The organism is Duganella sp. GW821-FHT07F09 (assembly GCF_059418705.1).
This window is the reverse complement of record NZ_JBWKQJ010000008.1, coordinates 143,741-158,674: the sequence shown is the minus strand read 5'-3', so window position 1 is coordinate 158,674 and position 14,934 is coordinate 143,741. Positions and strand designations below refer to the sequence as shown.

2 protein-coding genes are annotated in these 14,934 nt (G+C 67.6%); both read left to right on the top strand.

The window, feature by feature from the left end:
* Positions 1–21 precede the first annotated feature (21 nt).
* Positions 22–10,857 carry an amino acid adenylation domain-containing protein gene (locus tag AC07P1_RS21510; RefSeq protein ID WP_494697744.1) on the top strand — a complete coding sequence of 3,612 codons (10,836 nt, stop codon included), beginning with the start codon at positions 22–24 and terminating at the stop codon, positions 10,855–10,857.
* Positions 10,858–14,925 carry an alpha/beta hydrolase family protein gene (locus AC07P1_RS21505; protein ID WP_494697743.1) on the top strand — a complete coding sequence of 1,356 codons (4,068 nt, stop codon included), beginning with the start codon at positions 10,858–10,860 and terminating at the stop codon, positions 14,923–14,925.
* Positions 14,926–14,934: the final 9 nt, after the last annotated feature.

Below are 14,934 nucleotides of genomic sequence, written 5' to 3'. Positions count from 1 at the left end.
GCGCATCCGGGCGGGGCGGAAATGCCGTCGGCCGCCCAGCGCCGCCAGTGGTTCCTGTGGCAGCTCGAGCCGGGTAGCACCGCTTATCACATCAGCGGCGCGCTAAGGTTGCGCGGTACGCTGGATGTGGCGGCAGTGCGCGCCACTTTCGCGGCCCTGGTCGAGCGGCACGAGTCCTTGCGTACAGTGTTCCACGCCGATGCGCATGGCCGTGTGGCCACCGAGATCCGCGCGGGCATGCCGGTTGATGTCACAATGCTGGACGTCGCCGGCTTGCCGGAACAGGGTCGTGCGCAGCATGTGCTGCGGGAGGTACAACGCGTCTGCGACCAGCCGTTCGATCTGGAACAGGGCCCGTTGCTGCGGGTAGGGCTGGTGCGCGAGGCGGAGGACAACCATGTGCTGGTGGTCGTCATGCACCACATAATTTCGGATGGCTGGTCGATGCAGATCATCATCGACGAATTCGCCCAGCAATACCAGGCGCGCGTCCAGCGACGCTTGCCGGAGCTGGCACCGCTGTCGATCCAGTACGCGGACTACGCGCTCTGGCAGCACAACTGCCTGGAAGCCGGCGAACGGGAACGCCAGTTGGACTATTGGCTGGCGCAGCTCGGCCGGGAGCAGCCGGTGCTTCAACTGCCGACCGATCACCCACGGCGCACCGATGGCGCTTATACGGCGGCCCGGCACGAGATCGTGCTGTCCGCCGGCCTGGTCGCCGGTCTGCGCGACCGCGCGCGGGCCGCCGACGCCACTGTTTTCATGGTGCTGCTGGCAGGTTTGCAGGCGCTGCTTCATCGTTATACGGGCGAGCCGGATATCCGCGTGGGTGTGCCGATCGCCAATCGCCACCGTGTCGAGACCGAGGCGTTGGTAGGCTTCTTCGTCAACACCCAGGTGCTGCGCGGCGTGGTCGGCCCGCGCCAGCGTCTCGACGCGCTGCTGGCGGAAACCAGGACTGCGGCGCTGGGCGCCCAAGAGCACCAGGACCTTCCGTTCGAGCAGCTGGTCGAGGCCTTACAGCCGGAACGCCATCTTGGCACCAATCCGCTGTTCCAGGTGATGTTCAACCACCAGCGGCAGGAAGCCGGGCCGCTGGCGCAGCTGCCGGGCCTCACGCTGGAGGAATACGCGCTGGGCGGGCAAGCGGCCCAGTTCGAACTGATGGTGGAGACCACGGAGGATACTTCAGACCACATGAGTGTGACTTTCCGCTATGCGGCGGAGCTGTTCGACGCCCGCACGATCGAGCGCATGGCGACGCACTACACCGCGCTATTGGGCGCGCTGGCGGAGAAGCCGCAGCAGACGCTGGGCGAGGTGGCGTTGCTGGACGCGGACGAGTTGCGTCAACTACGCGGCTGGGGCGTCGACGAGCGTGTGTATCCGGACACGACGCCGGTGCACCAGCTGTTCGAGCGCCAGGCGCGCCGCCAGCCCGACGCGCAGGCGCTGTTGTTCGGCGACGAAGCGCTCACGTATGGAGAACTGAACGTGCGCGCCAACCGCCTGGCGCACCGGCTCATCGCCATGGGCGTGGCGCCCGAAGTCAAGGTGGGCATCGCCGTCGAACGTTCGATGGGGATGGTGGTCGGACTGCTGGCGATTCTGAAGGCGGGCGGCGCCTACGTGCCGGTCGACCCGGACTATCCCGCCGACCGCATGGCCTACATGATGCAAGACAGCGGCATCGGCCTGCTGCTGACGGACCGCGAGGTGGGGCCGAAACTGCCGGCGGTCGCCGCCGTCACGGTGCTGGAGATCGAGAGCCTGGATCTAGGCGCGGAACCGTCACACGATCCGCAAGTGGCGCTGCATGGCGAGAACCTGGCCTACGTGATCTATACCTCCGGTTCCACGGGCCGCCCGAAGGGCGCGGCCAACCGCCACGGCGCGCTGCACAACCGCTTGGCGTGGATGCAGGAAGCCTACCGGCTGGACGGCTCGGACACGGTGCTGCAGAAAACCCCGTTCGGCTTCGACGTCTCGGTCTGGGAGTTCTTCTGGCCTTTGATGACTGGCGCGCGCCTGGCGCTGGCCCGTCCGGGCGACCATCGCGATCCCGCAAGGCTGGTCGACGCGATCCTGAAATTCAACGTGACGACGCTGCACTTCGTGCCGTCGATGCTGCAGGCGTTCCTGGCCCACGAGGGCATCGAGGCGTGCCGCAGTGTGCGGCGTATTGTTTGTAGCGGCGAGGCATTGCCGGCCGAAGCGCAGAACGGCGTGTTCGCGCGCCTGCCCGGCGCGGCGTTGTACAACCTGTACGGCCCGACCGAGGCTGCCATCGACGTCACGCATTGGACGTGCCGCGACGACGGCCGCAGCCAGGTGCCGATCGGGCGGCCGATCGCCGGAATCGGCACCTATGTGCTGGACGAGGAGTTGAATCTGGCGCCCGCGGGCGTGGCTGGTGAACTGTATTTGGGCGGCGCCGGTCTGGCGCGCGGTTACCTGAACCGACCGGCCTTGAGCGCCGAACGCTTTGTCGCCAGCCCTTTAAGCGAGCAGGGCGAACTGCTGTACCGCACCGGCGACCTGGTGAAGTGGAACGCCATGGGCAGCCTCGATTACCTGGGCCGCATCGACCACCAGGTGAAGATTCGCGGCCTGCGCATCGAGCTGGGTGAGGTCGAGGCGCAATTGCTGGCGCAGCCCGAAGTGCGGGAAGCGGTGGTGGTGGCGGCCGAGGGCCCCGGCGGCGCGCGCCTTGTGGCCTATGTGTCGGCGGCGGCGGGCGTGGTCGTCGACATCGCCGCGCTGCGCGAGCGGCTGGGCAGGCAACTGCCGGAGTACATGGTGCCGGCCACGTTCATGGTGTTGGAAAGCTTGCCGTTGAACGCGAACGGCAAGGTCGATCGCAAGGCGCTGCCGGCGCCGGAAGCGGTGGCCGTGGCGGCATACGAGCCGCCGCAAGGCGAGGTTGAGGAAGCGCTGGCCGCGATCTGGGCCGAGGTGCTCGGCGTCGAGCGCGTGGGCCGCAGCGACAACTTCTTCGAGCTCGGTGGCGATTCGATCCTTAGCCTGCAGATCGTCGCCGGCGTTCGGCGCGCGGGATGGCGGCTGGCGCCACGCCACATCTTCGAGCGGCAGACGATCATCCAGCTCGCCCCTGCGGTCATAAAGGACGACCAGCCGGTCGACGTGCCGGACAGCCAGGTCGAAGGCGAACTGCCGTTGCTGCCGATCCAGGCGGAGTTCTTCGACACGCCTGTGCAAGCACGCCATCATTGGAACCAATCGGTGCTGCTGGAATGCCGCGAACCACTGGACCTGGCGGCGATGAAGACGGCACTGGCGGCGTTGGTCAATCATCACGACAGCTTGCGACTGCGTTACCACCGCAACGAAACAGGTGTGTGGGGGCAGGTCTATGTCACGGTGCCGGACAGCCGGTTACAGGAACTGCTGTGGGTGCGGCAAGCCGAGAGTGAACGGGACATCCCGGCACTGTGCGATGTCGCCCAGCGCAGTCTTGATCTGTCGCGGGGATCGTTGATGCGCGCGCTGGCCATCGAATTGAAAGATGGCGGCTCACGCCTGCTGTTGGTGATCCATCACCTGGTAGTCGATGGCGTGTCCTGGCGCATCCTGCTGGAAGACCTGCAACTGGCGTATGCACAAAGCCGGGCGGGCAAAGATATTGCCCTGCCGGCGAAGACCAGCAGCTATAAGGATTGGGCTTTGCTGTTGCAGTCTATGGCTGACAGCTTCGGCCAACAAACCGCTTATTGGCAAGCGGCTGCCGAAGGACAGCCCGAGCTGCCTTGCGACGATCGGCATGGTGCGAACCGCGTCGATCAACAAGCCGAGGTGACGCTGCGCCTCGATCACGATCTCACCGATGCCTTGCTCCGGCAAGCGCCGGCCGCCTCGCGCACGCGCGTCAGCGATATCCTGCTGACGGCGCTGGGGCGCGCGCTGTGCCAGTGGAGTGGCCGGGACAGGGTCCTGATCGACCTCGAAGGTCATGGGCGCGAGGACCTCTCCGCCGATATCGACCTGTCACGTTCGGTCGGTTGGTTCACCAGCCTGTTCCCGGTGCTGCTCGATCCGATGGGCGAGCCCGGCGCCGCCCTGCGGCGGGTCAAGGAGGGGCTGCGTACGGTGCCTGATGGCGGCATCGGCTTCGGCGTGCTGAAATATCTCGGCACCACGGAGCAGCAACGGCTACTCGGAGCCTTGCCAAGACCGCAGGTGATCTTTAATTACCTGGGCCAGTTCGACGGCAGCTTCGACGAGGCGGCGATGTGGCGGCCAGCCGAGGAGGGCGGCGGAGCGGCGCTCGACCCGGCGGCGCCGCGCACGCACGAGCTGTCCATCGAAGGCCAGGTGTACGGCGGCGAGTTGGCCCTGACGGTCGGCTACAGCAAGGCGCGCTACCAGCACGCCACGATCGAAGGGCTGGCGCAGCGGTTCAGGGAGGAGCTGGACGCGCTGATCGGCCTTTGCGTCGGCGGCGAATCTGCCGTCACGCCTTCGGACTTCCCGCTTGCCCGGCTCCCACAGGAGCAAATCGATCAACTGCCGCTGCCGTGGCGCGATGTGGCCGACCTCTATCCGCTGTCCCCGATGCAGACCGGGATGCTGTTCCACAGCCTGTCCGATCCGGACGGCAGCACCTATGTCACGCAGATGCGCGTCGACATCGGCGGACTCGATGCCGGCCGTTTCCGCCTCGCGTGGCAAGCCGCGCTGGCGCGCCATGCCGTGTTGCGCACCGGTGTGCTGAGTCACGACGATCAGGCGTTGCAATGGGTGGCCCGACAGGCCGAGCTGCCGCTGCGTGAGCTTGACTGGCGCGGACGCGAAGCTCTTGAGGGTGCGCTGGAGGGACTTGCCAAAACCGAATTGGAGCAAAGCTTCGATCTGGCCACTCCGCCTTTGATGCGCATCGCGCTGGTGCGTATCGGCGACGACCGCCATCGCTTCATCTGGACCGTCCACCACTTGCTGCTTGACGGCTGGAGCACCTCCCGCCTGCTGGGGGAGGTGTTGACCGTTTATTCGGGCGGTGTGCCCGACGCCTGCGGCGCCAGCTATCGCGACTATATCGGCTGGCTGCAGCGGCGCGACGTGCCAGCCAGCCTGGCTTATTGGCAAAGCCGGCTGGCCGCCCTGGAGGGACCCACCAGGCTGGCCGCCGCGCTGCCCGCCTCGAGCGACACGGCGGATTACCGGGAGTACTCGCGGGTGTTGAGTACCCGGGAGACCTCCCGGCTTGCGGAATCGGCGCGCACGAAGCACGTGACCTTGAACACGCTGGTGCAAGGCGCCTGGGCGCTGCTGCTGCAGCGCTACACTGGCCAGCGCGCGGTGTGCTTCGGTGCGACGACGTCCGGCCGGCCGATGGACTTGCCGGAAGCCGATCGCATGCTGGGGCTGTTCATCAACACCCTGCCGGTGATCGTAGCGGTGCCCGCCGATCTCGGCGCGGACGACTGGCTGCGCGCGTTGCAGGCGCAGGGCACGGAAATGCGCGAGCATGAGTACACGCCGCTCAACGAGATCCAGCGGCTGGCCGGCAGCGCCGGCGCAAGCTTGTTCGATACCATCGTCGTGTTCGAGAACTACCCGGTCGACAAGGCGTTGAACAGTGTGGACCAGGCGCGGCTCGCGTTCGATAGCCTGCACTTCTCGAGCGGGAATCACTACCCGCTGACACTGCGGGTGAGTATCGACGGTGAACTGCGCCTGGATTATCTGCACGATACGGCGCTGGTTGACGCGGCCGCCGTCGAGCGCATCGCCGGACAGTTCGCAGGACTGCTGAACGAGCTGGCGGAGCATGGAGCACGCCCGCTGGGCGCATTCGAACTGCGCGATGTCACTCCGGTGTTGCATGGGCCGGTGCCACCGCAGGCGGCGCCGGACATACTGACCCTATGGTCGGCGGCGGTATCGGCACAGCCGGACGCCCCCGCGGTAATGGACGAACACGCGAGCCTGAGCTTCCGGGCGCTGGATGCGCATGCGGCGGCGCTGGCCGCACGCCTTCGCGACGCGGGCATCGCGGCCGAGCAGCGCGTCGCCATTCATGCGGGACGCGGCTGCGAGTTTGTCGCGGCGGTGCTCGCGGTCCTCAAGGCCGGTGGCACGTATGTCCCGCTGGATCCGGCCCTGCCTGCGGACCGGCTGGCTTATGTGCTGCGGGACAGCGGCGCGCGACTGGTGCTCAGCGCGACGCCGCTCGCTTGCGACACGGCGCTGCCAGTGCTGCGGATCGATCTCGCGCAAGCGCCCGCCGAGCGGGCGGATTTTGCGGTTGTGCCGACGCCGATGCAGGCCCAGGGCGCGTACCTGCTCTACACTTCCGGCTCGACCGGCCAGCCGAAGGGCGTGCTTGTCAGCCGTGGCGCGCTGGCCGGCTACGTGGCGTCCGTGCTCGATCGGATGGATTTGCCGGCCGAGGCGCGTTCGATGGCGATGGTATCGACGGTCGCGGCCGACCTGGGGAACACCGTGCTGTTTGGCGCGCTTTGCTCGGGCAGGCTGCTGCATTTGATGTCCACCGCGCTAGTGCTGGACCCGGACGCCTTCGCCGGGTACATGCGGCGTCATCGGGTGGATGTGCTGAAGATCGTGCCGAGCCACCTCCAGGCGCTGCTCAGTGCCGCCGTGCCGGCCGATGTCCTGCCTTCCAGCCGGCTGGTGGTGGGTGGCGAAGCGACCCGTTGGCCTTTGTTGGAACGCGTCGCCAGCCTGAAGCCGGGTTGTCGCGTGCTGAATCACTACGGACCGACCGAAACGACGGTTGGCATCCTCACCCAGGAAGCCGGCGACGCGTTGCGGGCGGCCGATACGCTGCCGGTCGGCCGGCCGCTGGCCGGCAACCTTGCCTGTGTGCTGGACGCCGATCTGCATCCGGTGCCGGCCGGCGTGGCGGGCGAGCTGTATCTGGGTGGCGCGAACCTGGCGCGCGGCTATCATGGACGGCCCGCGCAGACGGCCGAGCGCTTCATCGCGCATCCGTCCGGGGCCGGGGAGCGCCTGTACCGCACCGGTGACCGTGTGCGGATGCTGGCCGACGGCACGCTGGAATTCCTCGGCAGGATGGACGGCCAGGTGAAGATCCGCGGCTATCGGGTGGAGCCGCAGGAAGTGGCGCAGGCGCTGCGGGAGATCGACGGCGTGGCGGAGGCGGAAGTCATCGCACGCACCGACGACGATGGACAGACCCGCCTCCACGCCTACGTCATCGGCCGGGACGGCATGCGACCCGATAGCGGCGACTTGCAGGTCCGGCTCGCGCGTGCGCTGCCGGAATATATGGTGCCCGCCGCGATCGTACCGCTTGATGCCTGGCCGCTGACGGCGAACGGCAAGATCGATCGCAAGGCCTTGCCCGATCCGCAGGAGCGTGAGGGTGGGCGCGACCCTGGGCGCCATGCGGCGCCGCTTGGCGCCGCCGAGCAAACACTGGCCGCCGTCTGGAGCGATGTCCTCGGCGTGGAACAGGTCGGGCGCGATGACGACTTCTTCGAACTTGGCGGCGATTCGATCATGGCGTTGAAGCTGGTGGCGCGCGCTCGCAAGCGCGGCCTGCAGGTGCTGCCGCGCCATTTATTCGAAGGCCGCACGCTGGCTGGCGTGGCCCGTTTCATCGGCGGTGGTGCCGCCGAAGCGACCCAGGTGGCGATTCCACGGCTGTCCGACGACAGGCGCACCGGTCCGCTGCCGGCATCCTATGCCCAGGGTCGGCAATGGATACTGTGGCAGATGGACATGGCCAGCACGGCCTACCATATCGGCGCCGCGCTGCGCCTGTCCGGGGAGATCGACACTGTGGCGCTGAGCGCCGGTTTCGACGCGCTGGTAATGCGTCACGAGTCGCTGCGGACGGTGTTCCGCGGCGGCGTCGATGGCCAGGCGGAGCAGAGGATTCTTGAAACCGGCGCGCCATTGGAGTACATCGATGTGTCCCGGCTTGCGGCATCGGAGCGCGATGAACGGGTGTGCATCGAGGCGGCGCGGCTGCACGCGGCGCCCTTCGATCTGGAGCACGGTCCGCTGCTGCGGGTGGGGCTTATACGAGAGGCGGCGGACAATCATGTGCTGGTGGTCGTCATGCACCACATCATCTCGGATGGCTGGTCGATGCGGATTATCATCGACGAATTCGCGCAACAGTATCGGGCGCGCGTCCAGGGATGCGTGCCGGACCTGGCGCCATTGACTATCCAGTACGCCGACTATGCGGTGTGGCAGCGCGACTGGCTCGACGCCGGCGAGCGGCAGCGCCAGTTGAACTATTGGCTGGCGCAGTTGGGCCGCGAACAGCCCGTGCTTCAACTGCCGACCGACCGTCCGCGCCGCATCGACGGCCAGTACACGGCGGCGCGTCACAACATCTCGCTCCCCACCGGCCTGGCCGACGGCTTGCGCGGCCGCGCGAGGACCGCCAACGCCACCGTGTTCATGGTGCTGTTGGCGGGCGTGCAGGCACTGCTCCATCGTTACACGGGCGAGCGTGACATCCGTGTTGGGGTGCCGATCGCCAACCGCCACCGCGCGGATACCGAAGCCGTGGTCGGCTTTTTCGTCAACACGCAGGTGCTGCGCGGCGTGATCGGGCCGCGCCAGCGTCTCGACGCGCTGCTGGCCGCGGCCAGGGCCGCCGCGCTGGGCGCCCAGGAACACCAGGACCTGCCGTTCGAGCAGCTGGTCGAGGCCTTGCAGCCGGAACGCCGCCTCGGCACCAATCCGCTGTTCCAGGTCATGTTCAACCACCAGAGGAAAGATGACGGCGGGCTGGCGCAGTTGCCAGGCCTCACTCTGGAAGAATACGCGCTGGGAGGGCAGGGCGCCCAATTTGAATTGATGGTCGACAGCGTCGAGGAAGGCGCCGGCGGGATGAAGGTGTGCTTTACATATGCTGCGGAGTTGTTCGACGCCCGCACGATCGAGCGCATGGCGACGCACTACACCGCGCTATTGGGCGCGCTGGCGGAGAAGCCGCAGCAGACGCTGGGCGAGGTGGCGTTGCTGGACGCGGACGAGTTGCGTCAACTGCGCGGCTGGGGCGTCGACGAGCGTGTGTATCCGGACACGACGCCGGTGCACCAGCTGTTCGAGCGCCAGGCGCGCCGCCAGCCCGACGCGCAGGCGCTGTTGTTCGGCGACGAAGCGCTCACGTATGGAGAACTGAACGTGCGCGCCAACCGCCTGGCGCACCGGCTCATCGCCATGGGCGTGGCGCCGGAAGTCAAGGTGGGCATCGCCGTCGAACGTTCGATGGGGATGGTGGTCGGACTGCTGGCGATCCTGAAGGCGGGCGGCGCCTACGTGCCGGTCGACCCGGACTATCCCGCCGACCGCATGGCCTACATGATGCAAGACAGCGGCATCGGCCTGCTGCTGACTGACCGCGAGGTGGGACCGAAACTGCCGGCGGTCGCCGCCGTCACGGTGCTGGAGATCGAGAGCCTGGATCTCGGCGCGGAACCGTCACACGATCCGCACGTGGCGCTGCATGGCGAGAACCTGGCCTACGTGATCTATACCTCCGGTTCCACGGGCCGCCCGAAGGGCGCGGCCAACCGCCACGGCGCGCTGCACAACCGCCTGGCGTGGATGCAGGAAGCCTACCGGCTGGACGGCTCGGACACGGTGCTGCAGAAAACCCCATTCGGCTTCGACGTCTCTGTCTGGGAATTCTTCTGGCCTTTGATGACGGGCGCGCGCCTGGCGCTGGCCCGTCCGGGAGACCACCGCGATCCCGCAAGGCTGGTCGACGCGATCCTGAAATTCAACGTGACGACGCTGCACTTCGTGCCGTCGATGCTGCAGGCGTTCCTGGCCCACGAGGGCATCGAGGCGTGCCACAGTGTGCGGCGTATTGTTTGCAGCGGCGAGGCGTTGCCGGCCGAAGCGCAGAACGGCGTGTTCGCGCGCCTGCCCGGCGCGGCGTTGTACAACCTGTACGGCCCGACCGAGGCTGCCATCGACGTCACGCATTGGACGTGCCGCGACGACGGCCGCAGCCAGGTGCCGATCGGGCGGCCGATCGCCGGAATCGGCACCTATGTGCTGGACGAGGAGTTGAATCTGGCGCCGGCGGGCGTGGCTGGTGAACTGTATTTGGGCGGCGCCGGCCTGGCGCGCGGTTACCTGAACCGAGCGGCCCTGAGCGCCGAACGCTTTGTCGCCAGCCCTTTAAGCGAGCAGGGCGAACTGCTGTACCGCACCGGTGACCTGGTGAAGTGGAACGCCATGGGCAGCCTCGATTACCTGGGCCGCATCGACCATCAGGTGAAGATTCGCGGCCTGCGCATCGAGCTGGGCGAGGTCGAGGCGCAATTGCTGGCGCAGCCCGAAGTGCGGGAAGCGGTGGTGGTGGCGGCCGAAGGCCCCGGCGGCGCGCGCCTCGTGGCCTATGTGTCGGCGGCGGGCGCGGTCATCGATATCGCCGCGCTGCGCGAGCGGCTGGGCAGGCAACTGCCGGAGTACATGGTGCCGGCCACGCTCATGGTGCTGGAAAGCTTGCCGTTGAACGCGAACGGCAAGGTCGATCGCAAGGCGCTGCCGGCGCCGGAAGCGGTGGCCGTGGCGGCATACGAGCCGCCGCAAGGCGAGGTTGAGGAAGCGCTGGCCGCGATCTGGGCCGAGGTGCTCGGCGTCGAGCGAGTGGGCCGCCACGATAACTTCTTCGAACTGGGAGGACATTCGATCTCCGTCCTCCGCGTGCATGCGAAGGCGCACCAGTATTCCGGCATTCGCGTGCCGTTGCGCAGCCTGTTCGAGAACCCGACGATCGCCGCCTCGGCGGCCTTGCTGTCACCATCGCCAGACGCAAGTGGCGCCGAAGACGACATCGAACGTATGTTCGCCATCATGGAACAGCTGGAGCATTGAATGAGAACCAAGGACTATGACATCGCCGTCCGCTTTGCGGGCTTTTCGAAGGAAAAGCAAACGGCCTTCCTGCAAGCGTTGAAATCCCAGGGTATCGACTTTGGCAGGCTGCCCATCGCCGCAGCCGCCGCCAACCATGGCGTCTGTTCGTACGCCCAAACGCGGCAATGGATGCTGTGGCAGCTGGATCGTGACAGTTCCGCCTACCATATCACCGGCGCGCTGCGGTTACAGGGCGAGCTCGATACTGTCGCGCTGGGCGCCAGCTTCGATGCACTGGTGTTGCGTCACGAGTCGCTGCGCACGGTGTTCCGGGCCAACCCGGATGGCGGCATCGATCACAAGGTGCTGGGGACGGAGGCAAAGCTGGAGTACATCGACCTGGAAGGCCAGGCGGCGCCGGTGCGCGAAGAGCGCGTTCAAGCCGAGGCGGCGCGGCTGCACCGCACGCCGTTCGACCTGGAACACGGTCCGCTGTTGCGGATTGGGCTGATTCGTGAGGCGGCCGACAGGCACGTATTGGTGGTGGTTATGCACCACATCGTCTCGGACGGCTGGTCGATGCAGATCATCATCGACGAATTCGTGCGGCAGTACCGGGCGCGCATCGAGGGCCGGTTGCCGGACCTGGCGCCGTTGCCTATCCAGTACGCCGACTACGCGGCGTGGCAGCGCAACTGGCTCGAAGCCGGCGAGCGGCAACGCCAGTTGGATTATTGGCTGTCGCAGCTGGGCGGCGAGCAGCCGATGCTGCAGCTGCCCACCGACCATCCGCGCCGGTCCGACGGCCAGTATACGACCGCGCGGCACGACCTGGCGCTGCCCACCGGCCTGGCCGCCGCCTTGCGCACCCGCGCGCGCGCCGCCGACGCCACCGTCTTCATGCTGCTGCTGACGGGTATGCAGGCTCTGATGTATCGCTATACCGGAGAACGGGATATCCGCGTCGGTGTGCCGATCGCCAACCGCCACCGCGCGGAAACCGAATCCGTGGTCGGCTTCTTCGTCAACACGCAGGTGCTGCGCGGCGTAGTCGGCCCGCGCCAGCGCCTCGACGATTTGCTGGCGGCGACCAGGGAGGCGGCGCTGGGCGCGCAGGAGCACCAGGACCTGCCGTTCGAACAACTGGTCGAGGCATTGCAGCCGGAGCGTCATCTCGGCACCAATCCGCTGTTCCAGGTGATGTTCAACCACCAGCGGCAAGATGGCGGCGCCCTGGCGCAATTGCCCGGCCTGACGCTGGAGGAGTACGCGCTGGGCGGGCAGGGGGCGCAGTTCGAACTGGTGATCAACGGCGTGGAGGACAACGAAGGCAAGATACATATCGGCGTCACCTATGCGGCCGAACTGTTCGAGGCCGGCACTATCGCCCGCATGGCCACCCACTACGTGACACTGCTGACCGCATTGGCGGAGCAGCCGGATCAGGCGCTGGACGAGGTGGAACTGCTGGACGCGCACGAGCGGTCTCAGTTACGCCGCTGGGGCGTCGACCGGCGTTCGTATCCGGACGCGGAGCCGGTGCACCGGCTGTTCGAGCAACAGGCCCGCAGCCAGCCGGACGCGGAAGCGCTGCTGTTCGGCGACGAGGTGCTGACCTATCGCGAATTGAACACGCGCGCCAACCGCCTGGCCCACCGCCTGATCGCGCTTGGCGTGGCGCCCGAAGTCAGGGTGGGCATCGCCGTCGAGCGCTCGGTCGGCATGGTGGTCGCATTGCTGGCGATCTTGAAGGCCGGCGGCGCCTACGTGCCGCTGGACCCCGAATATCCCGCCGACCGCATGGACTACATGATACGGGACAGCGGCATCGGCCTGCTGTTGACGGACCGCGAGGTAGGGCAGCGTCTCCCGCCGGTCGCCGGAGTCGAAGTTCTCGACCTGGAAACGCTCGATCTCGGCGCCGAACCGGAACACGATCCGCAAGTGGCGCTGCACGGCGAGAGTCTCGCCTACGTGATCTACACGTCGGGATCGACGGGGCGGCCCAAGGGCGCGGCGGTCCGCCATCGTTCGCTGGCCAGCTGCATGCGCTGGATGCAGGAGACCTACGGCCTGACCCGCGACGACACCGTGCTGCACAAGGCGCCGTTCGGCTTCGACGTGTCGGTCTGGGAGATCTTCTGGCCGTTGACCACCGGCGTGCGCCTGGTGGTGGCCAACCCTGGCGACCAGCGCGATCCGGAACGGATCACGGCCTTGATCCGCCGCCACGCCGTCACCACGATGAACTTCGTCCCGGCGATGCTGCAGGCCTTCCTGGCCCATGAGGGCATCGAGCGCGAAACGCGGCTGCGCTACGTGATCTGCGGCGGCGAAGCCATGCCGGCCGCGACGCAACGAGAGGCGCTGCGGCGGCTCCACGGCGTGAGCCTGCAAAACCTTTACGGTCCGACGGAAACCACGATCCACGTCACCCAATGGACCTGCCAGGCCGACGGCGCGACGCTGGTGCCGATCGGCCGCCCCATCGCCGCCACCGAGGCCCACGTGCTGGACGCGAGCCTGAACCTGGTACCGCGCGGCGTGGCCGGTGAACTGTACATCGGCGGCGAGCTGCTGGGCAGGGGCTACCTGCACCGGCCGGCGCTGAGCGCCGAGCGCTTCGTGGCCGACCCGTTCGGCGGTGGCGGACGGCTTTACCGCACCGGTGACCTGGTGCGCTGGAACGGCGAGGGGCAGCTGGAATACCTGGGCCGCATCGATCACCAGGTGAAGGTGCGCGGTTTGCGCATCGAGCTGGGCGAAGTCGAAGCGCAATTGCTGGCGCAGCCGGAAGTGCGCGAAGCCGTGGTGGTGGCGCAGGAGCTGCCGGCCGGCACGCGGCTGGTGGGCTATGTGGCGTCGGCCCCGGGGCACGGCGCCGATCCGGCGCGACTGCGCGCCAGCCTGGGCCGGCAACTGCCGGACTATATGGTGCCGGCCGCCATCGTGGTGCTCGATAGCCTGCCGTTGAACGCCAACGGCAAGGTCGACCGCAAGGCCTTGCCGGCGCCGGAGTGGAGTGCCGATGCCGCCTACGAACCGCCGCAGGGTATCGTGGAGCAGGCGCTGGCGGCGATCTGGAGCGAGGTGCTTTGTGTCGAGCGCATCGGCCGGCACGACAACTTCTTCGAGCTCGGCGGGCATTCGATCTCGGCGCTGCGGGTCGTCAGCGCCGCGCGCCGGCGCGACATCCCCGGCCTGCAGTTGACGCTGAAGGACATGCTGGGCAAGCCGACGCTGCACGCGCTGGCGCAAAGCGTCGCCAACCCCGTCGTGCCGTTGAACCGCCATCTTGCCGAACCCGGTCCGCTGTTCTGCATCCACTCGGGCATCGGCACGGTGCTGGGCTATCTGTCGCTGGCGCAGCGGCTGGCGGGCGTGCGGTCGGTGTATGGCGTTACCTGCCGCACGCTGATCGACCCCGCGCATCGCGACCATTCGCTCGAGACCATGGCCGTCGACTATGCGCGCCTGATCCAGGCGGTGCAGCCGCAGGGACCCTATCATTTGCTGGGATGGTCGCTGGGCGGGCCGCTGGCGGCGCTGGTCGCCTCGCACCTGGAGCAAAAGGGGCAGAGGGTCGCGTTCCTGGGCCTGGTGGACACGCCGGAGCTCAGTCAACTGGGCGACGGCGAAGGCGACGCCTGGCGCGGCGAGTTTGAAGGACTGTTGCGCAAAGTCTGCGGCGAGGGCACGGACATGCCGCAGCTGCCTGCCGATATCGTCGATCCGCTCGAGGACGAGCGGCCGCTGCTGGCATGGGTGCGGTCGCGCATGGCGCAAGGGCTTATCGTGCCGGACGGTTCCTTTGCCGGGCTGGCGGCCGAAGACCTGGTGCGGCGCTGCCTGATCGGGCGGGCGCTGGACCGGGCGGTCGGGCGCTCGGCGGACACGTATCCAGCCGTGCAAGCCGCAACGCATGCCTGGTGGACGCCGGGACGGCGCCCGGAGGATATCGCGCGCATTGCGGCGCAACTGGGCACCGGTCGGCTGCGCCACTGGCCGGTCGACGCAGATCATGAAACCATGGTGAACGACGCCATGTTCCTCGATTCGTGCGTGCGCGGCCTGGCGGAAGAGTAGGGGGAGTGG

Excerpts from the sequence above, each read along its gene's own strand:
- AC07P1_RS21510 (WP_494697744.1), top strand. The coding sequence starts at position 22 with ATGCCGTCGGCCGCCCAGCGCCGCCAGTGGTTCCTGTGGCAGCTCGAG.
- AC07P1_RS21505 (WP_494697743.1), top strand. The coding sequence starts at position 10,858 with ATGAGAACCAAGGACTATGACATCGCCGTCCGCTTTGCGGGCTTTTCG.